This is a genomic window from Reinekea sp. G2M2-21, from assembly GCF_015687175.1.
In the GTDB taxonomy this organism is placed as follows: Bacteria; Pseudomonadota; Gammaproteobacteria; order Pseudomonadales; family Natronospirillaceae; genus Reinekea.
The window spans coordinates 1,587,292-1,614,205 of the sequence record NZ_JADPQG010000001.1 but is presented as its reverse complement, the minus strand read 5'-3'; the positions used below and the strand labels follow the sequence as shown (position 1 = coordinate 1,614,205).

The 26,914-nt window shown below is 48.2% G+C and carries 31 protein-coding genes; 24 read left to right on the top strand and 7 right to left on the bottom strand.

The window, feature by feature from the left end:
• Positions 1-4: 4 nt before the first annotated feature.
• The 13 genes from IYN85_RS07385 to IYN85_RS07325 all read left to right on the top strand — a co-directional run bounded on the left by IYN85_RS07385 (position 5) and on the right by IYN85_RS07325 (position 11,373).
• Positions 5-724: an RNA polymerase sigma factor FliA gene (locus IYN85_RS07385; RefSeq protein WP_230390516.1), complete on the top strand. Its 720-nt coding sequence runs from the start codon at positions 5-7 to the stop codon at positions 722-724.
• Between the two features lie 261 nt (positions 725-985).
• A complete protein-coding gene (gene cheY / locus IYN85_RS07380; RefSeq protein ID WP_196158168.1) occupies positions 986-1,369 on the top strand; it encodes a chemotaxis response regulator CheY in 384 nt (127 codons plus the stop codon).
• Between the two features lie 35 nt (positions 1,370-1,404).
• Positions 1,405-2,307 carry a protein phosphatase CheZ gene (locus IYN85_RS07375; RefSeq protein WP_230390515.1) on the top strand — a complete coding sequence of 301 codons (903 nt, stop codon included), beginning with the start codon at positions 1,405-1,407 and terminating at the stop codon, positions 2,305-2,307.
• Positions 2,308-2,318: 11 nt separating this feature from the next.
• Positions 2,319-4,493: a chemotaxis protein CheA gene (locus IYN85_RS07370; protein WP_196158167.1), complete on the top strand. Its 2,175-nt coding sequence runs from the start codon at positions 2,319-2,321 to the stop codon at positions 4,491-4,493.
• A 296-nt stretch (positions 4,494-4,789) separates the two neighbouring features.
• Positions 4,790-5,818 (top strand): chemotaxis response regulator protein-glutamate methylesterase, encoded by a 1,029-nt coding sequence (locus IYN85_RS07365; RefSeq protein WP_196158166.1) that lies wholly within the window; start codon positions 4,790-4,792, stop codon positions 5,816-5,818.
• A gap of 108 nt (positions 5,819-5,926) precedes the next feature.
• Complete coding sequence (locus tag IYN85_RS07360) at positions 5,927-6,661, top strand: flagellar motor protein (RefSeq protein WP_196158165.1); 735 nt, start codon at positions 5,927-5,929, stop codon at positions 6,659-6,661.
• Positions 6,658-7,428, top strand: a complete 771-nt coding sequence (locus IYN85_RS07355; RefSeq protein WP_196158164.1) for a flagellar motor protein MotB — start codon at positions 6,658-6,660, stop codon at positions 7,426-7,428. The genes IYN85_RS07360 and IYN85_RS07355 overlap by 4 nt, the downstream gene beginning before the upstream one ends.
• Positions 7,429-7,445: 17 nt before the next feature.
• Positions 7,446-8,213, top strand: coding sequence for a ParA family protein (locus IYN85_RS07350; protein WP_196158163.1), 768 nt, complete (start codon positions 7,446-7,448; stop codon positions 8,211-8,213).
• Position 8,214: 1 nt separating this feature from the next.
• Positions 8,215-8,505: a hypothetical protein gene (locus IYN85_RS07345; RefSeq protein ID WP_196158162.1), complete on the top strand. Its 291-nt coding sequence runs from the start codon at positions 8,215-8,217 to the stop codon at positions 8,503-8,505.
• Positions 8,502-9,401 carry a chemotaxis protein CheW gene (locus tag IYN85_RS07340; RefSeq protein WP_196158161.1) on the top strand — a complete coding sequence of 300 codons (900 nt, stop codon included), beginning with the start codon at positions 8,502-8,504 and terminating at the stop codon, positions 9,399-9,401. The genes IYN85_RS07345 and IYN85_RS07340 overlap by 4 nt, the downstream gene beginning before the upstream one ends.
• A gap of 89 nt (positions 9,402-9,490) precedes the next feature.
• On the top strand, positions 9,491-9,970 hold the full coding sequence (locus tag IYN85_RS07335) for a chemotaxis protein CheW (RefSeq protein ID WP_196158160.1): 480 nt from the start codon (positions 9,491-9,493) through the stop codon (positions 9,968-9,970).
• A 261-nt stretch (positions 9,971-10,231) separates the two neighbouring features.
• Complete coding sequence (locus tag IYN85_RS07330) at positions 10,232-10,648, top strand: hypothetical protein (protein WP_196158159.1); 417 nt, start codon at positions 10,232-10,234, stop codon at positions 10,646-10,648.
• On the top strand, positions 10,621-11,373 hold the full coding sequence (locus IYN85_RS07325; RefSeq protein WP_196158158.1) for a VacJ family lipoprotein: 753 nt from the start codon (positions 10,621-10,623) through the stop codon (positions 11,371-11,373). Before IYN85_RS07330 ends, IYN85_RS07325 begins: the two co-directional genes overlap by 28 nt.
• Before the next feature lie 109 nt (positions 11,374-11,482).
• Here IYN85_RS07325 and IYN85_RS07320 read toward each other — a convergent pair whose 3' ends face one another.
• Positions 11,483-11,785, bottom strand: coding sequence for a PilZ domain-containing protein (locus IYN85_RS07320; RefSeq protein WP_196158157.1), 303 nt, complete (start codon positions 11,783-11,785; stop codon positions 11,483-11,485).
• A 295-nt stretch (positions 11,786-12,080) separates the two neighbouring features.
• Between IYN85_RS07320 and IYN85_RS07315 the strand changes: the two genes are divergently transcribed.
• From IYN85_RS07315 to IYN85_RS07270, 10 genes are all read left to right on the top strand, one after another.
• Positions 12,081-13,262 (top strand): response regulator, encoded by a 1,182-nt coding sequence (locus tag IYN85_RS07315; protein ID WP_196158156.1) that lies wholly within the window; start codon positions 12,081-12,083, stop codon positions 13,260-13,262.
• A 14-nt stretch (positions 13,263-13,276) separates the two neighbouring features.
• Positions 13,277-13,771, top strand: a complete 495-nt coding sequence (locus IYN85_RS07310; RefSeq protein WP_196158155.1) for an anti-anti-sigma factor — start codon at positions 13,277-13,279, stop codon at positions 13,769-13,771.
• A gap of 9 nt (positions 13,772-13,780) precedes the next feature.
• Positions 13,781-14,818, top strand: a complete 1,038-nt coding sequence (locus tag IYN85_RS07305) for an NAD(P)H-dependent glycerol-3-phosphate dehydrogenase (protein WP_196158154.1) — start codon at positions 13,781-13,783, stop codon at positions 14,816-14,818.
• Positions 14,819-14,831: 13 nt separating this feature from the next.
• Positions 14,832-15,101: a DUF4389 domain-containing protein gene (locus IYN85_RS07300; protein WP_196158153.1), complete on the top strand. Its 270-nt coding sequence runs from the start codon at positions 14,832-14,834 to the stop codon at positions 15,099-15,101.
• Positions 15,098-15,538 (top strand): histidine phosphatase family protein, encoded by a 441-nt coding sequence (locus IYN85_RS07295; RefSeq protein WP_196158152.1) that lies wholly within the window; start codon positions 15,098-15,100, stop codon positions 15,536-15,538. Before IYN85_RS07300 ends, IYN85_RS07295 begins: the two co-directional genes overlap by 4 nt.
• 155 nt (positions 15,539-15,693) lie before the next feature.
• Positions 15,694-16,491 carry an alpha/beta fold hydrolase gene (locus IYN85_RS07290; protein ID WP_196158151.1) on the top strand — a complete coding sequence of 266 codons (798 nt, stop codon included), beginning with the start codon at positions 15,694-15,696 and terminating at the stop codon, positions 16,489-16,491.
• Positions 16,488-17,315 carry an alpha/beta fold hydrolase gene (locus IYN85_RS07285; RefSeq protein ID WP_196158150.1) on the top strand — a complete coding sequence of 276 codons (828 nt, stop codon included), beginning with the start codon at positions 16,488-16,490 and terminating at the stop codon, positions 17,313-17,315. Before IYN85_RS07290 ends, IYN85_RS07285 begins: the two co-directional genes overlap by 4 nt.
• 122 nt (positions 17,316-17,437) lie before the next feature.
• A complete protein-coding gene (gene prmB, locus IYN85_RS07280) occupies positions 17,438-18,376 on the top strand; it encodes a 50S ribosomal protein L3 N(5)-glutamine methyltransferase (protein ID WP_196158149.1) in 939 nt (312 codons plus the stop codon).
• A 51-nt stretch (positions 18,377-18,427) separates the two neighbouring features.
• Positions 18,428-19,519, top strand: coding sequence for a chorismate synthase (gene aroC, locus IYN85_RS07275; protein ID WP_196158148.1), 1,092 nt, complete (start codon positions 18,428-18,430; stop codon positions 19,517-19,519).
• A gap of 107 nt (positions 19,520-19,626) precedes the next feature.
• Positions 19,627-20,001 carry a DUF2914 domain-containing protein gene (locus tag IYN85_RS07270; protein ID WP_196158147.1) on the top strand — a complete coding sequence of 125 codons (375 nt, stop codon included), beginning with the start codon at positions 19,627-19,629 and terminating at the stop codon, positions 19,999-20,001.
• Positions 20,002-20,071: 70 nt separating this feature from the next.
• Here IYN85_RS07270 and IYN85_RS07265 read toward each other — a convergent pair whose 3' ends face one another.
• From IYN85_RS07265 to flgA, 6 genes are all read right to left on the bottom strand, one after another.
• Positions 20,072-21,187 carry a cation diffusion facilitator family transporter gene (locus tag IYN85_RS07265; protein ID WP_196158146.1) on the bottom strand — a complete coding sequence of 372 codons (1,116 nt, stop codon included), beginning with the start codon at positions 21,185-21,187 and terminating at the stop codon, positions 20,072-20,074.
• Between the two features lie 227 nt (positions 21,188-21,414).
• Positions 21,415-22,071 (bottom strand): response regulator transcription factor, encoded by a 657-nt coding sequence (locus IYN85_RS07260; RefSeq protein ID WP_196158145.1) that lies wholly within the window; start codon positions 22,069-22,071, stop codon positions 21,415-21,417.
• Between the two features lie 160 nt (positions 22,072-22,231).
• Positions 22,232-24,067, bottom strand: a complete 1,836-nt coding sequence (locus IYN85_RS07255) for a hypothetical protein (RefSeq protein ID WP_196158144.1) — start codon at positions 24,065-24,067, stop codon at positions 22,232-22,234.
• 1 nt (position 24,068) lies between these two features.
• The gene (flgN, locus tag IYN85_RS07250) at positions 24,069-24,554 is read right to left on the bottom strand and encodes a flagellar export chaperone FlgN (RefSeq protein ID WP_196158143.1); all 486 of its coding nucleotides are present in this window, start codon (positions 24,552-24,554) and stop codon (positions 24,069-24,071) included.
• Between the two features lie 55 nt (positions 24,555-24,609).
• Positions 24,610-24,918 (bottom strand): flagellar biosynthesis anti-sigma factor FlgM, encoded by a 309-nt coding sequence (flgM, locus tag IYN85_RS07245; RefSeq protein ID WP_196158142.1) that lies wholly within the window; start codon positions 24,916-24,918, stop codon positions 24,610-24,612.
• Positions 24,919-25,046: 128 nt separating this feature from the next.
• Positions 25,047-25,844, bottom strand: a complete 798-nt coding sequence (gene flgA / locus IYN85_RS07240; RefSeq protein WP_196158141.1) for a flagellar basal body P-ring formation chaperone FlgA — start codon at positions 25,842-25,844, stop codon at positions 25,047-25,049.
• A gap of 78 nt (positions 25,845-25,922) precedes the next feature.
• On the opposite strand from flgA, the gene IYN85_RS07235 reads away from it, so the two are divergent.
• Positions 25,923-26,879 (top strand): chemotaxis protein CheV, encoded by a 957-nt coding sequence (locus tag IYN85_RS07235; protein WP_196158140.1) that lies wholly within the window; start codon positions 25,923-25,925, stop codon positions 26,877-26,879.
• Positions 26,880-26,914 lie beyond the last annotated feature (35 nt).

Genomic DNA, 26,914 nt, shown 5'->3' with positions numbered 1-26,914 from the left:
TTCTATGTATGAGACCAAACGCAGTCCGAACTACGAACAATTGATCGAGCAGTATGGTGTGCTGGTCAAGCGTATTGCACATCATCTGTTGGCGCGGTTGCCCGACAGTGTACAATTGGAAGACCTGGTGCAGTCCGGCATGATTGGACTCTTTGAAGCTGCGTCTAATTACGATCAATCCAAAGGGGCGAGTTTTGAAACATACGCTGGCATTCGGATCCGCGGGTCAATGCTGGATGAAATTCGCAAAGGGGACTGGATCCCACGTTCAGTACACCGCAATTCCCGGCGTATCTCAGACGCCATACACACTATTGAAATGCGCGAAGGCCGGGATGCTAGCGACAGTGAAATTGCTCAAGAACTCAATATCAGCCTCGATGAGTATTATGCCCTGATTAAAGATACGCAGGGGTCTCGTCTGTTTAGTTTCGAAGAGTTGGTTGAAAATTCCCATGCGGATCAACATGACAGTCGGGCGGACCTCAGCGATGGTATTGCACCGCATACAGGTCATCAAAATGATCAAATGAATGATCAGTTGATCGAGGCAATGAAGGCGTTGCCGGAAAGGGAACAGATTGTTTTATCTCTGTATTACGAAGAAGAACTGAACTTAAAAGAGATTGGTGCGGTGTTGGGTGTCAGTGAGTCCAGAGTCAGTCAAATCCACTCTCAGGCAACGTTGCGTCTGCGCTCCAAAATGCGGGATTGGATCTCCTGAGTACATCCGTCTCCCACTCTCAATCAAACTGTTCAATTAGTAGTCGGTATCTGATTTTATTTTTCAATAACGGTTAACTTTCTTTATCAATGGTCGATACAACGTAAAGTTGTAACGGATCATTAATGCTACGCTAGCGGAGAAAGTGGATTGAAATCGTTCCAGATACGGGGTTAAATCCGCGAAAAACTGGATAGGCCGCTAGCACGGTCTATTATGAATTAAGTAGCACATGTCCGGATAAGGCTATAGGAGGTCATCTTGGATAAAAACATGAAAATTCTGGTAGTCGACGATTTTTCAACGATGCGTCGAATCGTTAAAAACTTGTTGCGGGACCTGGGTTTTACCAATACGCATGAAGCTGACGACGGCTCAACCGCCTGGCCTATGTTGCAAAGTGGTGATTACGATTTTGTGGTGACCGACTGGAATATGCCCGGTATGACAGGGATCGAGCTTTTGCAAAAAATCAGATCCGATGACCGCCTGAAGACAGTCCCGGTATTGATGGTAACTGCTGAAGCGAAACGTGACCAAATTGTCGCCGCTGCCCAAGCTGGCGTGAATGGTTATGTGGTGAAGCCATTTACCGCTGCCGCGCTCAAAGAAAAAATTGAAAAAATATTTGAACGTGTGGGTTGATGGTAAATACGTCGTTTTAAATTGCGGGGGTAGCTATGAGTGAACAGAATCCGACACCGGATGAGTTTACCGCAATGCTGAAAGAGCAAGCACCAGTGCTTCTTCAACATGTTGACTCGGGAAATATCGAAGAAGCCATCAATGTACTCGTTGAGTTGCAACATGCACGGACACCATTTATTGACGGTCACAAGGACGTCATGGTTATGTTGCGTGAAAAGGCCATGGAACTGCATGACAACATCAGTAACGGTCAGTTCGATTCCGCTTTGCTGACATTACAGGATATGCAAAACGTTCGTGATCGCGGTTTGTACCAAGAAGTCGGACGCTTGACCCGAGCCTTGCATGATGCCATCACAAACTTCCATATTGATTCCGCCAAAGATAAAGATGTCTCTGAAATGACTGATGCCACGGATCGGTTAGGTTACGTCGTAGAGCTGACGGATAAGGCTGCCAACAAAACACTTGATCTCGTCGAAGAGAGCCTTCCGGTTGCAGACGCATTAAGGCAAGAAGCCAATGAACTTAAAAGCGAATGGGAGCGTTTAGTACAGCGTGATATGACGCCAGATCAATTCCGGGAACTCTACTGGCGACTCGACGATTACTTTAAACGGCTGGATAAAGATGCTTCCAAATTATCCGGTAACATGACCGAAATTCTGATGGCTCAAGACTTCCAGGATTTAACCGGACAGGTCATTAACAAGGTGACTGGCTTGGTGAAAGAAGTGGAAGCCAGCCTTGTGGATCTGGTGTTTATGGCCAGCCAGGTGGAAGCCATAACCGGAATTGTCACAAAAGGTGAAGAAAAAGTTTCAGCTGCCGATATGAATATGAAAGGTCACGGTCCTCAGATCGATAGCACGAAAGAAGACGTAATGGCCAGCCAGGACGATGTAGACGATCTTTTATCTAGTTTAGGTTTTTAAGGGGCACACGTATGGGCTTCGAGGCAGATGACGAAATTCTCCAGGACTTTTTAGTTGAAGCCGGTGAAATTCTAGAACAGCTTTCAGAGCAACTGGTTGAGTTAGAAAACTCGCCAGACGACAAAGATTTACTGAATGCGATATTCCGTGGATTCCACACAGTAAAAGGCGGCGCAGGTTTTTTACAGCTCACTGAACTGGTTGACTGCTGTCACGCCGCTGAAAACGTGTTTGATACGCTGCGAAATGGTTTACGTTCTATTGATGCCAACCTGATGGATTACGTGCTCAATGCACTGGATTCCGTTAACGAGATGTTTGCGTCCGTCAATGCCGGAGAACCGCTGAATGCCGCTGACCCCGCGTTAATTGAGAAGCTTCATTTTTACGCCAAGCCTGCATCCGAAACCGAAGGTCTTGAAGAACCAGCGGCGGAAATTGAGGTGACGACGGAACCCGAGCCTGAAACAGTGGTTGATGAATCCGTCGCCTCTGGGGCGCCAGGTGATGATATTACTGATTCGGAATTTGAACAGTTATTAGACGCCATCGCGCCAGATGGAGGTGAAACCCCAAGCGCAGAGTCCGCCATAGAACCTGAACCTGTGACTGCAGCCGGTGGCAGTGAAGATGAAATTACCGAAGAAGAATTTGAAGCATTATTGGATCAACTGCATGGCAAGGGTAACTTTGCCGTAAACAGTGCTGCGCCAGAAACCAGCGCTTCCGCATCCCCTCAACCGGAGACACCTGCATCCGAACCGGAGCAGAAATCATCGTCGGATGAAATTTCTGACGATGAATTTGAAGCCCTGTTGGATGAACTGCATGGGAAGGGTAAATTCAAAATTGACGCAATCGCCGATGAATCTGCACCGGCGAAAAAAACCGATCCCGTGCCAGCTGCACCGGCCAGTCAGGCAGTACCGGCTAAACCTGAGGTAGAAAAAGCACCGGCTTCAACTGCTGCGCCGGCCACCAAAGCCACAACTGGGGCGCCTGCGAAAGCACCACAGTCTTCCCAGGACACGACAGTCCGCGTGGACACTCAGCGTTTAGACGACATCATGAATATGGTGGGTGAGTTGGTATTGGTGCGCAACCGGCTCGTGAGGTTGGGTGCTGAACTGGAAAATGAAACGTTGACCAAAGCAGTTGGCAACCTGAATGTCGTGACTGCAGATCTACAAACGTCCGTGATGAAAACCCGGATGCAACCGATTAAGAAGGTCTTCGGACGGTTTCCTCGGGTAGTTCGAGATTTGGCGCGGAATTTAAAGAAAGAAGTGAATTTGGAGTTGGTTGGTGAAGAAACTGATTTAGACAAAAATCTAGTCGATGCGTTGGCCGATCCTCTGGTCCACTTGGTGCGCAATTCTGTTGACCATGGTGTGGAAGGTCCGGATGTTCGGGAAGCCAATGGCAAACCCAGAACCGGGCGCATTGTTTTGTCTGCGCAACAGGAAGGGGATCATATTCTGTTGACGATCATGGATGACGGTGGCGGAATGGATCCAGACAAACTGCGAGCGATTGCTGTCAAACGCGGTGTTATGGATCAAGATTCTGCGGACAGGTTAAGCGATAAAGAGTGTTTTAATCTGATCTTTGCGCCCGGCTTCAGTACCAAGACCGAAATATCCGATGTGTCCGGTCGGGGTGTCGGGATGGATGTCGTGAAGACGAAAATTTCCCAGCTTAACGGAACTATCGATATTGAATCGGCTTTGAATGTCGGTACGACCATCAGCATAAAAGTACCCTTGACGTTGGCGATTATGCCCACCCTTATGGTGATGCTGGAGGATCAGGCGTTTGCGTTGCCCTTGGTTAGCGTGAATGAGATATTCCATCTAGACCTGTCTAAAACCAACGTTGTCGATGGGCAGGAAGTTGTGCTGGTGCGAGGTCAACCTATACCACTCTATTATCTCAAGCATTGGTTGATTAAAGGTTATGGCGCCCACTCGGAAAAGACCAAGACCGGTCACGTGGTGGTCGTTACTGTGGGTACGCAAAGCGTTGGTTTCGTGGTCGACCAATTGGTCGGTCAGGAGGAAGTTGTTATTAAGCCCCTGGGTGAAATGTTGCAGGGAACTGATGGTATGGCAGGCGCGACAATTACCGGCGATGGACGAATTGCGTTGATTTTGGATATTCCAAGTTTGCTGAAAGCGCATACCTAGCCGAAACCACTTTGTTTTTGCTGATCGATTATCTTTGTCCAGCGATAAGCCCTGAGCGGCGAGTGATATGGGAATGGCCCGCTCAATTCTGAATACGTAATAGAGCATTGCGAGTGAGCGGGATGATTGTTGTTTTGGCTGGGTTATAAGTTCACAGGGCATTCCTTTCTTGTGAGATATTCTATTGAGGTCTTTTATGCTGGCCTGAAATGTTCAGGTTTGCCTTCAGATGACATGGCGGGCTTCCTGTCGGTCTGCTTAAATATATTGGATAGTCACTAAATAAGGGGTCGTGCATGTCCATTGGGGTTCTGGTTGTTGATGATTCAGCCTTCTTTCGACAACAAATCCGATCCATCATTAATGCGCACCCGCAATTAACAGTTGTCGGTGAAGCCAGTAATGGTCGCGAGGCCATCGATAAAACCCTTCGATTAAAACCTGACGTCATTACCATGGACTACGAGATGCCAATGATGGATGGTATTTCCGCTGTTCGTGAGATCATGAATAAGCAACCGACGCCCATTTTGATGTTTTCTTCTCTTACCTTGAAAGGCGCCCGGGTCACCTTGGATGCGTTGGACGCAGGCGCCGTTGACTTCCTGCCAAAAAGTTATGAGCGGGTGTCTGGTGCTAATTCAAGCTTGAAACAGGTGTTGGTGGAAAAACTCATTGCGGTGGCAAAACCCAAAGTTGGTTTAACAACGGCAGCACCGGTTGCTCCGGCTCGGAGGGTCAGTCAGGCAAAACAGTATACGCAGAAATTTGAACTGGTTCTGATCGGCACCTCAACCGGCGGACCTGTTGCCTTGCAAAAAGTTTTGACCCAATTGCCGGCTAATTTTGCTTCTCCTATTCTGTTAATCCAGCATATGCCTGGCTCATTTACCGGTGCCTTCGCAGAACGACTGAATAGTCAATGTCGTATCGGCGTGAAAGAAGCCGAAGACGGTGATGTTCTGAAACCAGGCGTTGCCTACCTGGCGCCAGGTGGTATGCAGATGATGCTGACGGCGAAAGGTAAAATAAAGATTTTCGAAGGTGATGCTCGGTTGAATTACAAACCCAGTGTGGATTTAACCTTCGGCAGTGCCGTAAAACACTATGGTAATCACGCCTTGGCAATCGTGCTGACCGGTATGGGAGCGGATGGTCGAGATGGTGCCCGATTATTGAAACAAGCAAACAGTGTCGTTTGGGCTCAGGAAGGAAGTACCTGTGTGATAGATGGCATGCCTTCTGCAATAGTAAAAGCTAATCTCGCAGATGAAGTGATTCCTCTGTTGGATGTGGCGAAACGAATGGCAGAAGTTGTCCGATAAGCGGACAAATCTTACCTTGAACTGAGTCCAGTGCAGGACTCAACCTCATGTGATAACTATCGTCATTCCGTCTACGCTTACACTAACTCTTTGTGACAGGGAAACCTCATGATTGCACTCGCCGGGCTGCTATTGGCATGGTTTGCTGTATTTGGTGGTCATTTACTGGAAGGCGGCCAGGCCGGTTCTTTATCGAACATGCCCGCTGCCTTAATTGTGTTGGGCGGTACGCTGGCCGCGGGGATGATACAAGCCGATGCTGGAACCTGGAAGTCTGCTTGGAAGCTTTTTCCAACGATCTTCTGGCGTAATCCGACGCAATGTGATTTAGCCGTTGTAAAGCTCGTTCGCTGGTGCCAATTTGCTCGCCGCAATGGACCTTTGAGCCTTGACCCGGAGTCGGGAAAAGAGCCGGACCCTTATCTTCGGTTGGGGTTGCAACTCATTGTTGATGGATCGGAAAAAAGCAAAATTCAGAAAAGTTTGAATGTTGCCACCGAAGCGCGGGAAGGCGAGTGGTTGCGTGCTGCTGAATTTTTTGACTCCTTAGGTGGCTATGCGCCGACCATGGGAATCATCGGCGCGATTTTAGGGTTGATACAGGTGATGACGCAGGTTGAAGATACCCAAGCGATAGGCGTAGGAATTGCCACCGCTTTTGTGGCCACGATCTATGGCGTTGGGTTGGCCAATCTGTTTTTTTTGCCCGTGGCAGGAAGGTTGCGGGCGGATACCTTGCAGCGTTCTCAGTTTGAAGAGATGGCTTTGGATGGGCTGTTGTCGATTGTTGACGGCGAGAACCCCAGGGTATTGGAACATCGTTTACGGGAGTATCGTTTGTGAATCAATTGAGAAGGCAAAAATACGCGGGAAATGCGGATCGTGAGCATCGATGGATCATTTCATATGCAGATTTTTTAACCTTGTTGTTTGCTTTCTTTGCGTTCCTGTTTTCCATCAGCTCTTTGCAAACTGAAAAATTTCAACAAGTCAGCGAGACTTTGCTGCAATTATTTGATGTTCAGCCCTCAAGTGTTGAGCCCATAGAGTTGCTTACTACGCCACAAGGACCGGATGTGTTTAACCCGTTATTTCAGCCAGAACCGTTGCCGGGTACGAATATCGATATTGCTGACAGTGAACGCTATTCGCTGGAATCGACGTTACTCGACATTCAGAAACAACTTAGTGAGGCGTATCAACAGCTCATCGAAAACCAGCTGTTCAGTGTCAGCGGCGATGAATCATGGATCGAAATTCAAATCGCAGATTCCGTTACATTTTTGCCAGGCTCCGCCGATATAACAAATGACGCGGAAGCCATTTTTTATGAGGTCGGGAAACTTTTGTCTTCGATGTCGCTACCGGTTTCGGTTGAAGGGTACAGTCTGGCGTCAGAGCAAACAGAAACAGTGGACGGTTGGGATCTGACATCCCAGCGGGCAACCAATGTACTGCGTTATTTGCAGCGTGCTGGTATCGGAGGTCAGCGATTGTCTGCTGTCGCGTTCTCACATTATCAGCCGTCGTTTTCAGATACGGAAATGTTGAATTCTGGGCGAATCGCCATTGTCGTTGCCGGTTTTGAACGTCAACCCCAGAGCCGGTAAACAAAAGAGGTTTTTATATGCATGTTTGGTCGATAGCAAACCAAAAAGGTGGTGTCGGAAAAACTACTTCAGTTGTATCTCTGGGGGCCATGTTGGCAGAGCAGGGCAAACGGGTTTTGTTGTTTGATCTGGATCCACAGGGATCTCTGACCAGTTATTTCGGATACAACCCGGATGACGTTCCTCACAGTGCGTTTGATCTTTTTATGCATGGCGGCAAGATACCTGACGATATTCTCAGTGACGTGTTAATTGATACATCTATCGATTCGATGAAAATGATTCCAGCTTCAACAGCTTTGGCGACATTAGAGCGAAACGTCAGTCAGCAGGATGGCATGGGGTTGGTTGTGTCAAAGACGCTGGCAAAGTTGTGGGACGATTTTGATTACGCTCTGATCGATACGCCGCCGTTGTTGGGTGTGCTGCTCATCAACTCTTTGGCCGCCTGTAAAAAATTACTGGTGCCTGTGCAAACAGAATTTCTGGCATTAAAGGGGCTCGAACGCATGGTGCACACCATCAAAATGGTTATGCATTCGCAACAGCGTGATCTGGATTATCTGGTGATCCCAACCATGTTTGACCGCCGAACGCAGGCGTCCATCAAGAGTCTGAAAACTTTGCGCGAACAGTATCAGGGGCATATCTGGAATATGGCTATACCAGTGGATACCCGGTTGCGGGATGCCAGTCGCGAGGGACTGGCGATCAGCCAAATGGATGCCGAATCCAGAGGCGCGAGAGCCTACAAGTTGCTGTTAAAAACGTTGTTGGAAGCTTGATATGTCGAACTCAACCATAAACAGCCAAACCGCAGTGCAGGACTATTTCAGCTCCTTGCTTTTGGATACCCAGAAGATGGATGCCGCGGATTCCGGCAGCACACCGGTGTTGCGATTTGCACTGGTCAAGCCGGGCTTTGAACTTACGGCTATATGGCGAAGTCCTATGACACCAGCTCAGCAGAGATGCCAAGACTTCATGATCTTGGCCATGTTGCAACAGTGCAGCGGACCCAGACTGAGAGTAGCGCTGCTCAATTCAATCCAGACGTTAAACAGTAACCGGATATGACCGAGTCAAAACCCACAAAGACAAAAACCGCAATTACCAGCAAATTGGCGGTCATGTCTTATCTGGATGAAATGTTACATGAGGCCACTTCGACGGTTGAGGCAGAAGTTGATGTCGTTGTCGCACCCGTTGAAGAGACTGTTGTGGCAGTAGAAAGTGTTCAACCGGCCGAGCAGGTTTTGGAACTGCCCGAAGATTTGGATATTTTGGCCGAACCAGAACCAGAACCAGAACCAGAACCAGAACCAGAACCAGAACCAGAACCAGAACCAGAACCAGAACCAGAACCAGAACCAGAACCAGAACCAGAACCAGAGCCAGAACCAGAACCAGAGCCAGAACCAGAGATACAGATCAGAGCCGCCGAACCGGTCATTGAACCAAGTGTCGTTGAAACCGTTCTGGATGCACCTCAACCGCAGAGAGATCAGCCTCCGGTTTGGCAAAAGAATGGGCGCCCCACCTGGGCGCAGGAGCGTTTTGATTGTCTGGTTTTCTCGGTCGATGGCCTTAAGCTTGCTGTCCCTTTATTGTTACTCGGTAACATTCATAAACTGGACCGTGAGCTGACACCGCTGTTTGATCAGCCAAAGTGGTTTCTTGGTCTATTGCCCATTCAGCAGGATCGTAATATCCGTGTCGTCGACACTGGTCAGTTGGTGATGCCTGAACGCTACGATCCGGAAACGGCAAGCCTGCTAAAATTCGCCGTTGGAGTGCACGATTCAGATTGGGCGTTCGGTGCTCATACCATTGAAGGGTCAATCAGTCTTGAGCCTGGCGCGGTTAAGTGGCGAAGTTTGCGAACAGCGCGCCCCTGGCTGGCAGGAACGGTGATTTCTGAAATGTGTGCTTTAATCGACCTCGATGCCTTTTCCAAAATTCTGACGGCCTGAGCGGTTATACGGTCCTGTTAAAGAATGCGTAGCGCAAGCCGATAAATAGTGAACTATAGTTAGAAGATTCTAGATGTGGAGGAAGTAACATGACCGCTCAGACTGCAAAAGCAGGGGAAGATCCAATACTGCAGTGGGTAACTTTTCGACTTGAAAACGAAACCTATGGCATAAACGTCATGCAGGTTCGTGAAGTCCTGAGATACAGTGAGATTGCACCCGTTCCGGGCGCACCTTCCTATGTGATCGGGATTATTAACTTGCGGGGTAATGTCGTTACGGTGGTTGATACCCGTGAACGATTTGGGTTACCGGGTAGTGAAATAACCGACAACACGCGGATTGTGATTCTGGAAACCGACAATCAGGTGGTCGGCATTTTGGTGGATGCCGTGGCCGAGGTCGTTTATCTGAGACAATCTGAAATTGAAGTAGCCCCAAATGTCGGTAACGAAAACAATGCGCGCTATATTCAGGGCGTAAGCCACAAAAATGACGAGCTGTTGATCCTTATTGAGATCAAGAACCTGCTAACCGATTCTGAATGGGCTGAATTGTCCGACTTCTAATTGACGAGCCCTGATCCTGATGCGGACTCAGGGCTTCACGCAATGATCGCGCGAATAACCATTTTCTGATCTTTTTTGGTGTAACCACGTTTTCTCCGTATTAGCTTTTTAATCTTTTTTTTATCGGTCAAGCTAACCTTGAGTTGACAGGGGCACAGTTGCGTTACCGTATCCGCGAATAGTACGGAGGGGTGTGAAAGGGTATTGGCCTGATTCCTGCTAACCGTGTCTCAGTGTCAAGAAAATGGAGGCCCGTGGCTCATGACTATGTTTGCAGGAATACCGTTCACCTTCTTAGAAATTGCACTGTCCATCATGCTGATGATGTTGGCGGTGACCACGATCTTGACGATGAGGCGACTGAGCTCGGTAGAGGACCGATTGCAAAGGCTTCAATTGACCACCGCCCGCGAAATTAAAATGGTTAACCAAGGGGCCATCGGCATAGGTCGTCGCTTTGCAGTAATCGAGAAAAATTTGAAAAAATCAGCAAATGTCGCTAGTTTTGAGGCCGCGAAGGAGACGCGACGCGCAGCGAGCTCCTTTCAGAAGGTGGTTTCTGCCATTCAACCCGAGGTGGATAGCAAACCAGACCGCCATAAACCCGTCAGGGCAACATCTTCCACTCGCGCAGAGCAAGCACTTTCAGCATGGATAAACGATCACCAATCGGCCTGATATATTCAGCATCATTACTGTTAAGCTTTTGTTTCAATCTGGCGATTGCCAGCGACGATGACCCTTTGGAGCCTGTTAATAGGGTCGTCTTTACCGTGAACGACACCGTAGACACCGTTGTGCTGCGACCCATGGCCAAGGTGTATCAAGCGGTTATGCCGGAATTTGCGGAGCGTGGGGTACGGAATTTCTTTTCCAACTTGGGTGAAGTGCGTAACGCGGTTCACAATACGTTGCAAGGCAAACTGGATGGAACAGCCCGTTCGACCGGTCGATTTTTAATTAATACAACGGTGGGTATTGGTGGGTTGTTCGATGTTGCCAGCAAAATTGGCATTGATGCAGCGCGAGAAGACTTGGGGCAGACCTTGGGGGTTTGGGGGTTAAACAGCGGTCCTTACCTGGTATTGCCGATACTCGGGCCTTCAAGTTTGCGAGATGGCGTCGGTGTAGTGGTCGACCCCTTCATGAGCCCGCTGACTTATGCACCGCTAGACGTGCCTAAACGGCTGGCCGTCGGCCTCACCAGCGGGTTGCAAACCCGAGCGGATCTGTTGTCTGCGGAGGGGCTCTTGAGTGGTGACAAGTACACCTTGTATCGACAGGCGTATTTATCCAAGCGGGAATATGACGTTAACGATGGTCTGATTCTAAACGACGAATTTATTGAGGATGATCCGGTTGAAGTGTTTGAGGGTGAAGATTTTCTTGACGAAGCGTTTTGACCGCTGTTTGCCTTTAGGTTCAAAGAACTGAAACAGAGGGCCGGCCATGTCAGGCCTTGTTCATCGCAAAGGCTTTGACTAACATCAAAGCCATTTTTATAGGTTCAAGCTATTTCATGACTTCAATTTCCAACCCAAGCTCATAGTCGCCATTGTCATGGGGCTCACAGCGCAAAACGACGGCGTCGGCATCCATAGAGCGGAACTGTTCATTAGGGGATTGAATATTTACGTGGACCGATGTGCCTTTTTTGACGGCGCGATTCGCTCGGATCGACATCCCTGTGGCGCTGAGGTCGATACAGGTGACTTCGATGGCGTCACCTTCTTTAATGGACAACGTCGCCGACGCATTCATTGTCATCCGAATGTAATTACGCTTTTCTTCATAGTCTCGCTCATTCAATACCATAACTCACCTCTGATTTATGTTGTAAAGGCAACGCAGTATCGTATTTGGACAATGCTGCTTGCTGGCTTGAGTTAAAACACACTGAACAGCCACGAATTCTGACTCAGACAAGGCTGTGTGTGGGTCATCTGGTAGTCTGCCGGCAGTCAGTGTCGAACGCATCGGCCGTGCGCGTTTTATTGAGATGACTCATCCCGACTACCTTAATCTCATTTTAAGACGGCTGTCAAAGAGTTGCGTTTAAAACGCAGTACGGCTAACTTGGCAGAATTACACAGTAAAGATGAAGATAGCTATGGCCCTGAATGACGCGACCTTGTTGGTTGTTGAAGATGAAAAAGCCGTCAGAGACTCGATCGTTGCCTATTTCGAAGACAGCGGTTATCACATTTTGGAAGCTGCCAATGGCACGGAAGGTCTTGCCATCTTCGAAGCAGAACAGCCGGATCTGGTCATTTGCGATCTGCGCATGCCCGGTATGGATGGGTTACATTTACTTAATCGCATCATGGAAACAACCGATGAGACGCCGGTTATCGTTGTGTCCGGTGCCGGTGTAATGACCGACGTTGTCGAAGCCTTACGACTGGGCGCGGCGGATTATCTGATGAAACCGGTTGTGGACCTGAGCGTTCTGGAGCATTCGGTCGAACGGGCCTTAGAGCGTTCCTTGTTGTTTAAAGAGAATTACCGTTACCGTCAAGAGCTTGAAAAACGCAATCAGGAACTGCAAGATCATGTGGATCGGTTGAAGCTGGATTTACAGGCTGGCAGGGCGGTACAACAGCGTCTCTTGCCGCGCTTTCCATTGTCTCAGGGCGATTTCAGAATATGGCATGACATGGAGCCTTCTACCTACTTAAGCGGAGATTTGGTCGATTATTTTGAGCTGGGACCAAACCAGCTCGTTTTTTACATTGCCGATGTGTCCGGCCACGGCGCCAGTTCCGCTTTGATCACCTTGCTGATTAAAACTCAGATTGACCGTTATCGGGATGAGTTGGAAAACAATACTTCCGATATCGTCACTAACCCAGGACAGGTATTGCGGCAGATTAACCTCGAACTATTGAAAACCCAAACCGGTAAACATGCCACCATGTTCTATGGCGTGATCGATACACTGGAAAATCGAATGGACTACTCCGTTGCTGCGCATTTTCCGGCGCCGATCGTTTGTTTTGAAACCGAAAACAAATTAATTGAACCCGAAAGCCTGGCTGTTGGGTTATTTGACGATTCGGGTTATGAGACCCGTACGCTCGATTTAACCGGGTTCAGACAATTGACGCTTTTGTCTGATGGGATCTTTGAATTGATGGATGAGTCAACTTTATCTGAAAAAGAGACACGGTTGCTTGAGTTAGGTAGCGACCCAACCCATACTATGCACGATTTTTTAGACCGGCTACGCGCGAAGGGCAAAACTGTCGATGCGCCGGACGATATTACAGTCTTAACAGTTGAGAAATCTTAACGAAGGTTAGAGCAATGAGTAACGGTCGTGTTTTGATGGCCAATCGTCAGGGTCAGTATGTTATTAAGCTGACAGGTGATGTTCGAATGACCTTGTGTACCACTATTGATAGCTGCCTGAATACTATGTTCCTGGACCCTAAGTTCAGCTCTGTTACCGTTGACGTCACCGAAGCTCAGGGGATAGACAGCACCAGCCTGGGGTTACTGGCCAAAATATCCCGCTTGGCCACGCCTAAAATGGGCCACATACCATTGTTGATTTCGTCTCACCCTGATATCACCCGTATTGTTGAATCGATGGGCTTTAAAGACCGCGTGTACACCATGGTTACGCAGAGTGAAATGACCGAGGCAACGCAGTTGGTCGAAGCTGATATCACGCCATTAGATGAAGACGTAGCCCGGGACCGCGTGCTCGAAGCTCACAAAATCCTCATGTCTCTGAATGAAAACAATCGCCAGGCCTTTAAAGAACTGGTCGAGTGTATCGAAAATCAAATTAATTAAGGAAATACCGTGTCTGACACCCCAGGGCTTACCGCGAGTAAGGTAACAGTATTGGGTGGCGGAAGTTTTGGTACTGCGATTGCCAATATTGCCGCCATGAACATGCATCAGGTTACGTTGTGGATGCGCAGCGAAAAACAAGCCGATGACATCCGCCTGAATCGGGAAAACTCCCGTTATTTGCCCGGTTATAAACTTCTGGACAACCTGCAACCCTCATTGGATTTGAAGTCAGCGGTCAGCAACGCGGATTACGTCTTCGTGGCGGTGCCCAGTAAAGCCTTTCGCGCAGTGGTCGAAGAAACCGTCCCTCATTTACCCGCTCATACTAAATTGATTAGCCTGACTAAAGGCATCGAGCCGCACAGTTTTAAGTTAATGAGCCAGATATTGCACGATGTTGCCCCGGCACACGAAATTGGTGTTATTTCAGGGCCTAATTTGGCGAAAGAGATCGCCGATCATCAGATATCTGCGACGGTTATTGCTTCCTACAGCCAGGCACTGCGGCAAAATGTGCAGGAAATGCTCAGTTGCAGTTCCTTCCGAGTATATGGCAACCCAGATATTTATGGGGTTGAAATGGCCGGTGCCATTAAAAATATTTACGCCATCGTTGCCGGGTTGGCAGCAGCCTTGGGCATGGCTGACAACACCAAGGCGGCCATTATTACCCGCTCTTTGGCGGAAATGTCACGATTTGCCGTGCGTTTGGGTGCCAACCCCATGACATTTCTGGGGTTGGCCGGCGTTGGCGATTTGATCGTCACCTGTACCTCCAAGTTGAGTCGTAACTATCGGGTCGGTTATTACATTGGTGAAGGACTGACACTTAAACAGGCGATCAAGAAGATCGGTGAAACTGCTGAAGGCATCAATACGTTACGAATGGTTAATGACAAGGCAGAAGAATTGGGTATATATATGCCCTTGGTAAAAGGTCTTTACGGCATTATCTATGAAAACTTGCCGGTTGAAGCCATTGCCAAGAAACTCATGTCAGGTGATCTGGCACAGGACGTTGAATTTATGTCTGCCGGAATTTAAAAAGGATCTCACCATGCAAAAAGAACAACGTGAACACCATATTTTCCGACTCGGTTATATGATTTTGTTTTGGCTGTTTCTACGGGTTAGTTTAATTGTGACAGGCTTAATGGCCTTTGTGCAGTGGCTAACTCTCTGGTTTCAGGATGAACCTATTGAGTCATTGTTGAATTTCAGTCGCTCTTTAAAGACTTATCAGGCGCAGATATTGGCTTATCTGACATTCCAAACAGAAGAGAAAGTCTATCCATTCGCGGACTGGCCATCGGATCAAGAATCGTGAAATTGTTCCTGATGCGCCATGGCGAAGCTGAACCCTATCTTAAGGATGACGCTTCGCGTGCCTTGACGGCTACAGGGCGCGCCTCCGTGGCCAGTAAGCAGACGCTGCTCCCGACGATTGATCTGATGGTTGTCAGTCCTTATCTGAGAGCCCTTCAAACTGCCGACATACTTGTAGGTGAGGGGCTTCAAGTGTCCTATCGGACAGTAGATGAACGAGTCACGCCCGACTGCGAGCTCGACCCGATTATTGATGAGCTGATAAATCCAACCTTGAAAACCCAGCTTATTGTAGCGCATAACCCATTATTATCGCGTTTGGTTCGGTTGTTGTGTGGGAATCAGGCCCAGTCGATTAATCTGCATACCGCCGACATAGCTTGCCTGGAAGCAGACGATTTTCAACCGGGATGCGCCCAGTTGCTCTGGGTCCGGTAGGGTGCGGACTGTATTGACCAGCACATGTCACCTATGACACTCCTTCGCAAAATAAACCCTTTGCATCGAATTTGGGGTTGAGTTTTTCAAACGGCCGTTTGAAAAAATGTCGATTACTGGTACTGTTGGGGTAATCGACAATAATAATCGCTCTCATGAAATCAGAACTGCACTTTGCTCATGCCAACGGATTGCCTTCGGCAACCTATCAATTGCTGCTGTCGCAACTGGAGTCGTATTATCAGATTAAAACAATCCCCATGCTGGGACATGACCCAGCTTACCCCGTTACCAATAACTGGACACATCTTAAACGACAGTTGATTCACACCATCGAGCGGGAACATCAGCAACCGGTTATTGGTGTCGGTCATTCTTTAGGGGGCGCATTGACGTTGATGGCTGCGCTGGAACGGCCTGAACTATTCAAAGCCGTGATATTGCTAGATGTTCCAACGTTCAATATTGCGGAATCCTGGCTGGTCCGGATGGCCAAATCCACAGGATTGATCGATCACATCACGCCGGCACGGAAATCAAAAAATAGACGAACGCAATGGCCATCGCGCGAGGATGCGATCGGATATTTCGCGCAGCGGAAAATGTTCGCCAATTTTCACCCTCAATGTTTAGCCGACTATGTCACCCATTCGCTGGTCGCAAATGAACAAGGTTCTTTCGATTTAGGCTATCGTCTGGAGGTTGAGTTGGCTGTATACCGAACCCTACCTCACAAAATGGTGCTGTCGAAACGGCAGATGAAGGTACCTATGGGCGTGTTGGTAGGACGGGATACCGATACGGTGCGTCAACATCAATATCGACGAATGAAGCACAAACTCGGATTCACCAGTTGTGTGGTTGCAGGTAGTCACATGTTTCCGCTCGAATATCCGGTGGAAACTGCCCGTGATATCCGGCAATTGTTAATCAAAATGGGAGTACGGGATTGATACCTTTTGAACTGCTCAATGGTCAATTGGGGGGTATTCGGTTTGGGCAGGGCCGTAAAATCCTCGCTTTTCATGGTTTCCTAGATAACGCCATGACATTCAAACTACTGGCAGATGCGCTGCCTGGGTTTGAAATCTGGAGTCTGGAACTACCCGGTCATGGTTGTTCAGCACCGTTGCCGGAGTTAGATGGTACTTTTTTACTGAATTGGCTGCCAACACTCGGCCGAGCGTTGGACGAACTAGACTGGGCGGAATACCGGGTACTCGGGCATTCCCTGGGTGCGGTGATTTCTCAGTTGCTGGCCGGGGTCGATTCACGCATTTCTCAATTGCTTTCGCTAGACGCACTTGGGCCCATCGTGTCTGAGCAAAGTGAAAACCTGGAACGATTTCAGCGCATCTACGATAACCGGCGCAAGTGCTTCCCTATGCGTTATTACGACAGTTATGCAGCCTTAGTTGATTCCCGCTTACAGGGTACGTTTCCATTATCGCCGTCTGCGGCAAGCGTTATGGCAAAACGAGCGGTGGGGTACAGCCAGCAGGGGTGGTACCACCGTTATGATCGGCGATTGCGGCAGGAAAGCCTTTGGCGACTATCCGAAGCCGACGCTCAGGCTTGGCTCGCGCGTATTCAGTGCCCTGTGTCCCTTGCTTTGTTCAATGCGCATTTATGGCCCAGCTATCAAACGGTGATGGAAGAGCGTAAAGCCGCTATTCCGAGATTGTCTACGTCGGTTCTGTCCGGTTCTCACCATTTGCATTTGGAATCCCCCGATGTGGTAGCCCAATGGGTGAACGAGCAGTGGCTGGGCGATTGAGCGGCTAAGGCCACTTTCGTGAAGATACTTCGGAGCCATTCCTAAAAATTACCTCGGGTTGTTGGCTTTTGCATCGAACGCATCATCGTTATACTTGCGCCTTTCAACAAAAAGAAGCGACTATGGCTCCGGTCTCCTTACAAGCATTTCCGTCGTTGCAGGAACTGCAACCGTTAACCACGATAACCGATTGGATCCGATACGCCGCCAGTCAGATGGAGCGTCATGAATGTTTCTACGGACATGGGTTTGCCGATCCCATCAGTGAAGCGCAATATTTAGTTCTCAGAACATTGCAACTAGACTGGGACACTCCAGAAATCTTTTATTCATCGACGTTGTTGCCGGATGAAAAAGCGCAGATTCTAGCCAATATCGAGCAGCGTTGCGTGGCTAAAGTCCCCGCAGCGTATTTGCTGCAGGAAGCCTGGTTTTGCAATGAACCGTTCCGGGTGACGCCGGATGTGTTGATTCCCCGCTCGCCAATCGCTGAACTCATCGAAACCCGATTCGAGCCTTGGCTGGTGCAGCAACCCAGACAACTGCTGGATTTGTGCACCGGCAGTGGTTGTATTGGCATTGCCATGGCCCGGGCATTTCCGGAAAGTCACGTGGACATCAGTGATCTGAGCGAAGCGGCGGTTGATATTGCCATTGATAATGTCAGCGCCAAGGACCTGGGTTATCAGGTTGATGTGTACCAAGGCGATTTGTTCCAGGCACTGCCAGATACTCGTTACGACCTGATTGTCAGTAATCCGCCTTATGTTGACGCAGAAGATATCGATGATATGCCCGCGGAATTTGCGCATGAACCCCGTTTAGGGCTCGCAGCCGGAGATGATGGTCTTGATATTGTGCGTCGAATTTTGCTGGATGCACCGAATTACTTAACTGAGGATGGATGGCTTGTTTGCGAAGTTGGTAACAGTGCTGTCATGTTGATGGAAACATTTGCGGATGTACCATTTCAGTGGCCAGAATTTACCGCGGGTGGGCACGGTGTCTTTGTGATTTCCGCACAGGATTTAAAAGCTCACCAACACGTTTTTTTACAATAAAATAAAATCTCGCGCCGTGTTTGGCGTCGCGATTCAACGAAGAGTCAGAATATGTCAGGAAATACCTACGGTCGTTTATTTACCTTGACTACCTTTGGTGAAAGCCATGGTAAAGCCTTAGGCGCTATTGTAGACGGGTGCCCGCCAGGTCTTGAAATATCAGAACAGGATCTGCAGGTAGATCTAGATCGCCGGAAACCCGGCACTAGCAAGCACACCACGCAACGTCGAGAGGCCGATGAAGTGCAGATTTTATCAGGTGTTTTTGAAGGTCGCACGACCGGAACCCCTATTGGACTGTTGATTCAGAATACGGATCAGCGCAGTAAAGATTATTCAAATATCGCGGATACTTATCGACCTGCGCACGCGGATTACGCTTACGACCAAAAATACGGATTCCGCGACTACCGTGGCGGTGGTCGAAGTTCTGCTCGTGAAACGGCTATGAGGGTGGCAGCTGGAGCTATAGCCAAGAAGTATCTGAAGGAGCAATTCGGCGTACAGATTCAGGGCTACCTGAGCCAATTGGGTCCCATTAAACTCGGCTGTCCGCAACCTGATGAAATTGAAAATAATGCTTTCTTTTGTGGCGATCCGGCACAGTTGACCGCGTTGGATGAATACATGACTCAACTACGGCGCGAGGAAAATTCTGTCGGTGCCAAAGTCACGGTCAAGGCCAGTGGTATGGTACCTGGCTGGGGAGAACCAATCTTTGATCGCATTGATGCGGAGATTGCCCACGCGATGATGAGTATTAATGCGGTGAAAGGCGTAGAGATAGGCGACGGTTTCGACGTTGTGGCGCAAAAAGGCACAGAACACCGTGATGAAATGACAATGGAAGGTTTCCAAAGCAATCATGCCGGTGGCATATTAGGTGGTATTACCACCGGGCAAGATATTCTGGTCAACATTGCGCTGAAGCCAACGTCTTCGATCACCACGCCCGGTCGCAGTATTAACCGCAAAGGCGAGAACATCGATGTGGTCACCAAAGGCCGTCATGATCCCTGTGTGGGTATTCGTGCGGTACCCATTGCTGAGGCCATGTTGGCACTGGTTTTGATGGATCATTGTTTGCGGCATCGAGCGCAGAATGCGGGTGTAGTTCCGCCGATTTCCCCGATCGCTGGCTGACACGACCAAAGGACCCCGTTGCAGGTGAGGGTGGCAATTAGCCGTTCAGCTGCAGTTAGAAACACGATATAAAAAAGTTTAATCCACGCTCGAAAAGGACAAGCACTATGAAAAAACTGATGGCGTTCTCCGCATTGCTGTTTGCAAGCCTGGTCTTCGCTGAACAAGACGTTGCCCGACACCAATTTACATCTAATATTGCCGACCGTGAGCCGGTCGATGCTCTGACAGATGCAATGAATGTGAATCCGCTGTATTTCTTCACGGAATTAAAAGGCTTTCAGAATTCAGCCGTAACCCATCGTTGGATATACGAGGGTAAGGTGATGGCCGAAGTGAACTTCAGTGTTGGTGGACCCCGTTGGAGAGTCTATTCTTCAAAGCAACTGTTGCCTGAATGGGACGGTGAATGGACAGTAGAAGTAGTGGATTGGCAGGGCAAAGTGCTCACCAGTGACACTATCGCGATTAATGTCGACTAACGCCGTTTATTTGTATTGAAATAGGTCTGCTTTTGCAGGCCTTTTATGGCACTTCAGTTTGCGCGGCCCTTTAGATCTTCTGTTGTATTTCTATTGCGTTGATCCAATCGTGATCCTCAACGAGTGACTCACAACGCGATTTAACGTCTGACATTTCGTGATGGTTAGCAAAAACAATTTCGATATTCAGTTTATTGTCGCAATAATGCAGATACAACCGTTCGTATTCAGGCAGTTTGCGATCCCTCAATAAGGCTTCCAATTTCCTCCGCATGGGTTTCAAAACGGTTTTCTTAACACGGTGATCCGGCTCAAAATCAATGTGCAATGTAACGTCACTGATTTCGTCGTGCTGCTGTTTCAATAAGGCGGTCGCAAAGTCGTTGATCTGGTGCGCTTCCGATACAGTCAGAGTAGGTGCCACCTGAACATGGGCATCGATGAACACATCGGTACCCATAATACGTGAGCGTAACAGGTGTACGTCGAGAATATCTTCCACACTGTTAAGTGTGTTCAGATAGGCCTGTTGTTGATCCGGCGAAACACCACGATCAATTAAATCTTGCATGGCATTCCAGGCGAGTTCGCCACCCATTTTCGCGATCAGAGCGGCAACGCCCAACGCCGCTAAATATTCAATCATCGGGTAGCCCAATAAAGAGCAGATGATGCCCACGAAGACCACAACAGACGACAAGCTGTCGGATCGGGAGTGCCAGGCATTTGCTTCCAACAGGTTGGAACGGGTTAACTTGGCGTATTTCATGGTGTAGTGAAACAACGCTTCTTTACTAATGATGGATACAGCGACTGCAATCAAGGCGATCCAATGGGGCGAACTGGTTTCACCTTGAATCAAGGCTTTTATGTTTTCGTAGCCTATGCCAAATGCCACCATGATAAGCGCGGTACCGAGCACCGCCGTGCCCATGGTTTCATACCTCGCATGACCGTATGGGTGGTCTTCATCGGGTCCATGCTGCGCCAACTTTCCCAGTACCAAGGCAAGGATATCCGTCCCGAGATCACTCAGACTGTGCAAGGCGTCGGCAACCAGAGCCGGTGAATGGGCAATGAAACCAATCGCCAGTTTGAAAACGGTTAATACTGCATCAACCCAGGTACAGACCCAGTTAACCCGACTGATAGTTTGATAACGATTCTCATTGCTAACGTCTTGCATAGGGCACTCAATTTACAGGTTTGGAATGGGAGATGGTGCCATCATAACACTCTGCTAACCCTCTTTGGGTAGGGCTTGTTGATTGGCGTCAGCGTTTAGTGACTTGCTGACTTTTTTGAAACGCCGTCATTGCTTTCAGCAACCAGGGGTGACAGTAGATTGAATAACTTGAATGCGCCAAATACGATGTCTTTTAAAGGGCTAGGGCATATATGCCCTAGGTGTCATTACTCCGGTACATTCAGATATTGATTAAAAATAGCAGCCTGTGTGCGATTGAATATGCCCAGTTTTCGAAAAATTTCCGAGACATGCGTTTTAACAGTGGTCTCTTTGATATCCAATTCATAAGCAATTTGTTTGTTCAGATAGCCTCGACTGATTAGACTCAGCACATGCTGTTGTTTTGGTGTCAGGGAGGCAAGTTTTTTCATAGCATCGATATCGTCATTGATATCTTGTTGGTCGTCGGACCCTTCAAGGGAGAAAAACCGTTCACCTTTCAACAGAGCATCGAGCGCGTTTACCAACGCGGTTAATTCCATCGATTTAATCAAGTATCCCACCGCACCAGCAGACCGAACCTTGCGCATCGTTTGTCCACTTTCGTTAGCGGTAACGACGGCAACCGAAATTTCAGGATGTTTTTCCCGTATTTCTATAAGACCCATCAACCCGACACAATCGGGCATTTTTAAGTCCAGCAATATAAGGTCGATGTCGCCTTCATCAGCGACCGTCAGTGTATCGGCGAGTGTTTGCACTTGACGAATGTGAATATTGTGTTCTGTCTGCGAGAGCGCTTCTGACAAGGCCTGTCTGAACAAGGGATGGTCATCTGCAACCAGGACATTAATCTGGTCAGAAAATACATTGGCTGTCATATGTATACCGGATTTGTGTGGCTCTGATCGTTGCGGGAATCGTATTGGGCTAGGCAACGGTACCATCGAGCACTTTGTTGTTATAGAGAAATACTTGTAACAAATATTGCGTGGTTTTAAAAGCCGTGTTGAAAAAGGGGGGGGACCAAGGGCTCCTTCTTTAGGAGGAAGGTTTGGTTTGTTCCGGCATGAAATCGTCTGCGAAATCGGATTCATCTGGTTCAATATCAATCATGATTGGTGGTTCTGACTCCGCGTCAGACTTTGATTCAGATTGAATTTTTGATGTTGTCGCGGGTTCTTGCTGCGACTTTGGTTCTGGGTTTGAAGCAGTCTTATATTCCGGCACGGATTCTGACTGTGAAGCAGCAGGCGCTTGAATAGCTGTATTAAGGGGCGCTTCTTTCAGTTTTTTGTTTTCGTCTTCTAACCCATTGATCTGTCGCATCAAGCCTTGAATGTCTCCGATGAACTGCTGCAACAACGTTTCCATTTCTTCCATATCTTCGCTGCTGTCGGGGCGGTCACTGGGTGTTGGGGCAGAAGGTGCCGTTTCTGCTGCGGCCAGTTTGCTGTTTAGTTCTTCGATTTCAGATTCCAGTTGGCCAATGATCATATCGGATTCGTTTAAAAAACGTTCCAGTTTACCGATTTCTTCTTCATGGCGTGTCAACAAGCTATCGGTATCACCTCCACCGCGCAGTTCACTGATGATGGACTTCATGGTGTCGACGCCATCTTTCTGACCCTGTTGCGCTTCGGTTAAACCGGAGAATTTTGCATTCAGCAACTCTGTCTTCTTCTTAGCTAGCTCGCCTTTTAGTTCATGAATGTCCTGACCGGATTGCGACAATTCGCTTTCTAAAATGGTGATACATTGTTCGCTCTCCTTAATGATCTGTTCCAGGCGCGCGACATGCGCTTCTTGCTCAGCGGCGATTTGCTCCGACGATTCACCGTTCTTGAGCCGTTTAATGGTATCTTTGATAGAGCCTAACGTATCACTTTTTGCTTCTTGTTGCTCAGCCAGCGAAGTCAACGTACTGAGGTTCACAGGACCGGCTGTTTGGCTGCCCGCTGACAGTTTCGCTTGTAGGTCATCTGCCAGTTTCTGTGCGGCGATGAGTTCTTTTTCCATCAGGCCGGTCGCAATATCCGCGCTCTTGATGTATTGCTCCATGTTGGAAACCTGGTTTTCCAGCAAATTGACGTAGGTGTTACTGTCAATAGAGGGATCTGCTTGTTGCAATTCCAGTTTGAGTTTATTGATTGCTTCATGCATATCAAAGTTGTCGCATTTCAGTCGATATATTTCATCTTCATACAGTCCACGGGTTGGAACTTCCAAGTGGTTCTGGCTGGGTGTAGAAATGGTTTTAAGTTCGTCCAGTTCACCTTCTAATTGACGAATACGAATTTTCGCGTCATTAAACAGTCTTTGAGCTTCTTCGAGATCGATCTCTAGTTGACCAACATAGCGATCACCTTCTGCACCTTCTTTTCGTTTTGCAACGGCCTGGTTTTCCGCTTCTTGGGTTTCCTGCAAGCGGCTAATCGCTTCAGTGGCGAGTTCTTGCCAGCGTTCTTCATTGATGTTGCCACTGAGCAGCTCTTTTTCTAATTCGAGCATGCGCATACGAAGCCACTGAGCGGACTCGTTACGTTCGACGCTGTTGGTCAGGTCTTTTGCATTCGGGAATTTGTTTGCCAGCTGTTGGATACGTTCGGTTAACTGCTCCGGAATGGTTTTGCCAGCCGACTTTACCGACGCTTGCAATATTTCTGTTTTATCCAAGAGGCCTTTATTGGATGCTCGGAGTGCGGCCAGTTCTTTTTGTTTCTCCTGCTCACGACGAAGTTTTTCAAAGCGCATTTCTTTTAGTAATGCGAGTAATACGTTGTAAAGTCTGCTTCTGTAAAACAAAAAAACATTGATGATGATATACACCACCAATATTTCTCCAACAATAAACAGCGTGAGCGGATCTATATACATATTAAACCTGTTCGACCCAACCGAGCTCTGAGTGCTTGTTCGTTTGTCCGGTTGCGGTGTAAGTGTCCGATTTTCGGCCTAAACCATGAATAATAGATTGCTTGATTTGATTGCGCCTTAGTAATTCATTAAGAATAGCTTCATTTGTTTTGTTCAGGGCTTCGTTTTTAATCAAAGCGTTTCTGAGCAGTGTCCAATCCGCTAATATTGATTCCGCGTTTGCGACGGCGCTGCGATAGAGTAAAGATCGCATGGCGCTGTAACTGGGTTCAATGTCTGCCTGACTGCAGAATTCGAGGATTTTTGCCTGATAGCCAGACAATTGTTTAATCAAGAGGTTTTTCTGTTCAAGGAGGGCGGTTACAGGTTCTAGTTGCGTTGATGTCAGTTGTTTTTTTTCTTTTACCAGTAACTCACTGAAGTCTTGCGCGAGGAGAATAGACGCACGGAGCGTTTCTTGAAACTGAACCAATTGTTGAGCGTTCATGGTCACTGCCTTCTTGTCGGGCCGCGCGGAGCGGTCCGAACGCAGTGAACACTAGTTACAATCCAGTTTCAAAACGTCGGAACGCCGCCGCGAGCTTGTCATAATCGATCTTATACTCGCCATTCGAAATTGCGTTTCGTATGCGGTCAACTTTTTCCTGATCGATATCCGGCATCTGATGTACCCGGCTTTCTACGGCCTTTAGTACGCGAGCACGATCGGAAAGTTCTACCACATCTTCAGAACTAGCAGTTTCTGTGCCATTGCCGTTATTCGCTTTACCAACGCTTTCATTGCCGACGTTTTTTTGCGTTTTGTTGGTGCCTACCTGGTTAGGTGTTGGACCGTTAATATTGATAGCCATGACGCTGTCCTCTCTAATTAAACTTATCTGTAGGTGTTAGCGGCCCTAACACCAGAATCTTTAGAATTTATTTTAATTTTTCATTAAAAAATTTCAAAGCCTAGTATTCATGAGCTTTGAACCGGTGTTCAGATTTGTCCTTTCTTTGTTGAAACCACACCTTTTTGAATAATCCAGGCGCGGATGGTTTGTTCTGACCGCAGATTGCGAACGGGGATCTGCTCTCCGAGAACACCATCTTTCAGTGCTTCTCCCGTTGTTGACACGGTTAACGCGCCTCTACCAGAAAGTATCGTCACCCAGTCGCCCCTCTGGACAAGAGCCGGGGCTTTGGCAATGTATGGCGTTATCACCTGGCCAGATTTTACCGTTCTTTGCAGTTCAAAACCTGCAAGGCTTTCCGGTTTTGTGAAATAACCCATACGCAGGGTGCCAATGTCCATGCGTTGTGTGGCAAGCTGGCTCGGAACAATCCGGTTTTGGCGGCTAAGGGGTGTGGCTGCTACCACGACTTGTTTATAGACCTCTAGCGATATCGGAACATATACCTGCCACAAAGGCTGACTGCAAGATACATTCAATGTGTTCGCACCCGCATTCAGGTCTCCTCGCCAGTCAAAAGCCAGTTCTTCTGAACACTGTTTCTGTTGTTGCGGGCTGATGACCAGGTTAACCGTGTATTGTAAATCCTCGCTTTTGATCTCCGGATACTGTTGGGCCAAGGCATGTGCAACATAATCATCAATCTGAGCTTCCAGGGACAATGTCGCGGCGTTTACCGCCGATGCAATCGTGGCACTGCTTATGCCGGTCAACGCGATTTTGACGCTAATACTTAAATACTTGTCGATCCCGGCCGATAAGAGAAAAAAATGTAAGGCAATACGGTTGTTCTGCCCAAATAGCCGTCTATGCTTAGTTTTCATAGTAGAGTCAGTTTTCTGGCATTGGTGTTGTAGTTGGGTAATGACTGCAATAGCCATGCCTGAGATACGGAGTTAATTATGGCCGGAGTAATGGAAAGCGTTAACCAGCGTACGCAGCTGGTGGGACAAAACCGTTTGGAGCTGTTGCTGTTTCGCTTGGATGGTCCGCAGATTTATGGCATCAATGTTTTCAAGGTAAAAGAAGTGTTGCAGTGTCCCAAACTGACGAATCTTCCGGGGAGTAGTTCTGTTGTACGCGGTGTGGCACACATTCGCGGCGGTACGATCCCGATTCTGGACCTGAGCATGGCAACCGGTAATACTCCGATTGAAGACCTGACGGATCGCTTTGTGATTATTACGGAATACAACATCCGGGTTCAGGGTTTTTTGGTGAAAGGCGTCGAACGAATAATCAACATGAATTGGGAAGATATTCAACCGCCACCAAAGGGGACCGGTCACGAACACTATCTAACCGCTGTCACCAAATACAATGATGAACTTGTTGAAATCATTGACGTGGAAAAAATCCTGGCTGAAGTATCGCCTGTTAACGATGATATTTCAGACAATATAGTGACTGAGGACATTACGCGCAGAGCGTCTGAAGTCGAAATCATGATCGCGGATGACTCGAAAATCGCGCGGAAACAAATTACCAAAACTCTGGAACGCGTAGGTTTTAAAGTCGTTCAGTTCAATGATGGTAAAGAAGCCTATGATCATTTGATGAGCCTGTTGGAACAGGGAGTGCGACCCGCAGAAAAATATCCGATCCTTATTTCGGATATTGAAATGCCAGAAATGGACGGCTACACCTTAACTGCGGAAATTCGTGCCAATAACCAACTGAGTGATATGTTCGTAGTGCTGCATACTTCTCTCAGCGGTGTTTTTAATAAAGCCATGGTGAGTAAAGTTGGTGCGAATGACTTTCTGGCTAAGTTCCAGCCGGATATGCTCGCTCAATTGGTCATAGATCGCTTAACCACTATCGGGGTCGAGTTACCGCCAGTGGAAGGTGAGGTTTAGTACTTTGAATAGACAGGTCTTCCGTACCTGTGCCC

Excerpts from the sequence above, each read along its gene's own strand:
- IYN85_RS07385 (WP_230390516.1), top strand. The coding sequence starts at position 5 with ATGTATGAGACCAAACGCAGTCCGAACTACGAACAATTGATCGAGCAG.
- IYN85_RS07375 (WP_230390515.1), top strand. The coding sequence starts at position 1,405 with ATGAGTGAACAGAATCCGACACCGGATGAGTTTACCGCAATGCTGAAA.
- IYN85_RS07370 (WP_196158167.1), top strand. The coding sequence starts at position 2,319 with ATGGGCTTCGAGGCAGATGACGAAATTCTCCAGGACTTTTTAGTTGAA.
- IYN85_RS07365 (WP_196158166.1), top strand. The coding sequence starts at position 4,790 with ATGTCCATTGGGGTTCTGGTTGTTGATGATTCAGCCTTCTTTCGACAA.
- IYN85_RS07360 (WP_196158165.1), top strand. The coding sequence starts at position 5,927 with ATGATTGCACTCGCCGGGCTGCTATTGGCATGGTTTGCTGTATTTGGT.
- IYN85_RS07350 (WP_196158163.1), top strand. The coding sequence starts at position 7,446 with ATGCATGTTTGGTCGATAGCAAACCAAAAAGGTGGTGTCGGAAAAACT.
- IYN85_RS07345 (WP_196158162.1), top strand. The coding sequence starts at position 8,215 with ATGTCGAACTCAACCATAAACAGCCAAACCGCAGTGCAGGACTATTTC.
- IYN85_RS07340 (WP_196158161.1), top strand. The coding sequence starts at position 8,502 with ATGACCGAGTCAAAACCCACAAAGACAAAAACCGCAATTACCAGCAAA.
- IYN85_RS07335 (WP_196158160.1), top strand. The coding sequence starts at position 9,491 with ATGACCGCTCAGACTGCAAAAGCAGGGGAAGATCCAATACTGCAGTGG.
- IYN85_RS07330 (WP_196158159.1), top strand. The coding sequence starts at position 10,232 with ATGACTATGTTTGCAGGAATACCGTTCACCTTCTTAGAAATTGCACTG.
- IYN85_RS07325 (WP_196158158.1), top strand. The coding sequence starts at position 10,621 with ATGGATAAACGATCACCAATCGGCCTGATATATTCAGCATCATTACTG.
- IYN85_RS07320 (WP_196158157.1), bottom strand. The coding sequence starts at position 11,785 with ATGGTATTGAATGAGCGAGACTATGAAGAAAAGCGTAATTACATTCGG.
- IYN85_RS07315 (WP_196158156.1), top strand. The coding sequence starts at position 12,081 with ATGGCCCTGAATGACGCGACCTTGTTGGTTGTTGAAGATGAAAAAGCC.
- IYN85_RS07310 (WP_196158155.1), top strand. The coding sequence starts at position 13,277 with ATGAGTAACGGTCGTGTTTTGATGGCCAATCGTCAGGGTCAGTATGTT.
- IYN85_RS07300 (WP_196158153.1), top strand. The coding sequence starts at position 14,832 with ATGCAAAAAGAACAACGTGAACACCATATTTTCCGACTCGGTTATATG.
- IYN85_RS07290 (WP_196158151.1), top strand. The coding sequence starts at position 15,694 with ATGAAATCAGAACTGCACTTTGCTCATGCCAACGGATTGCCTTCGGCA.
- prmB (WP_196158149.1), top strand. The coding sequence starts at position 17,438 with ATGGCTCCGGTCTCCTTACAAGCATTTCCGTCGTTGCAGGAACTGCAA.
- aroC (WP_196158148.1), top strand. The coding sequence starts at position 18,428 with ATGTCAGGAAATACCTACGGTCGTTTATTTACCTTGACTACCTTTGGT.
- IYN85_RS07270 (WP_196158147.1), top strand. The coding sequence starts at position 19,627 with ATGAAAAAACTGATGGCGTTCTCCGCATTGCTGTTTGCAAGCCTGGTC.
- IYN85_RS07265 (WP_196158146.1), bottom strand. The coding sequence starts at position 21,187 with ATGCAAGACGTTAGCAATGAGAATCGTTATCAAACTATCAGTCGGGTT.
- IYN85_RS07260 (WP_196158145.1), bottom strand. The coding sequence starts at position 22,071 with ATGACAGCCAATGTATTTTCTGACCAGATTAATGTCCTGGTTGCAGAT.
- IYN85_RS07255 (WP_196158144.1), bottom strand. The coding sequence starts at position 24,067 with ATGTATATAGATCCGCTCACGCTGTTTATTGTTGGAGAAATATTGGTG.
- flgN (WP_196158143.1), bottom strand. The coding sequence starts at position 24,554 with ATGAACGCTCAACAATTGGTTCAGTTTCAAGAAACGCTCCGTGCGTCT.
- flgM (WP_196158142.1), bottom strand. The coding sequence starts at position 24,918 with ATGGCTATCAATATTAACGGTCCAACACCTAACCAGGTAGGCACCAAC.
- flgA (WP_196158141.1), bottom strand. The coding sequence starts at position 25,844 with ATGAAAACTAAGCATAGACGGCTATTTGGGCAGAACAACCGTATTGCC.
- IYN85_RS07235 (WP_196158140.1), top strand. The coding sequence starts at position 25,923 with ATGGCCGGAGTAATGGAAAGCGTTAACCAGCGTACGCAGCTGGTGGGA.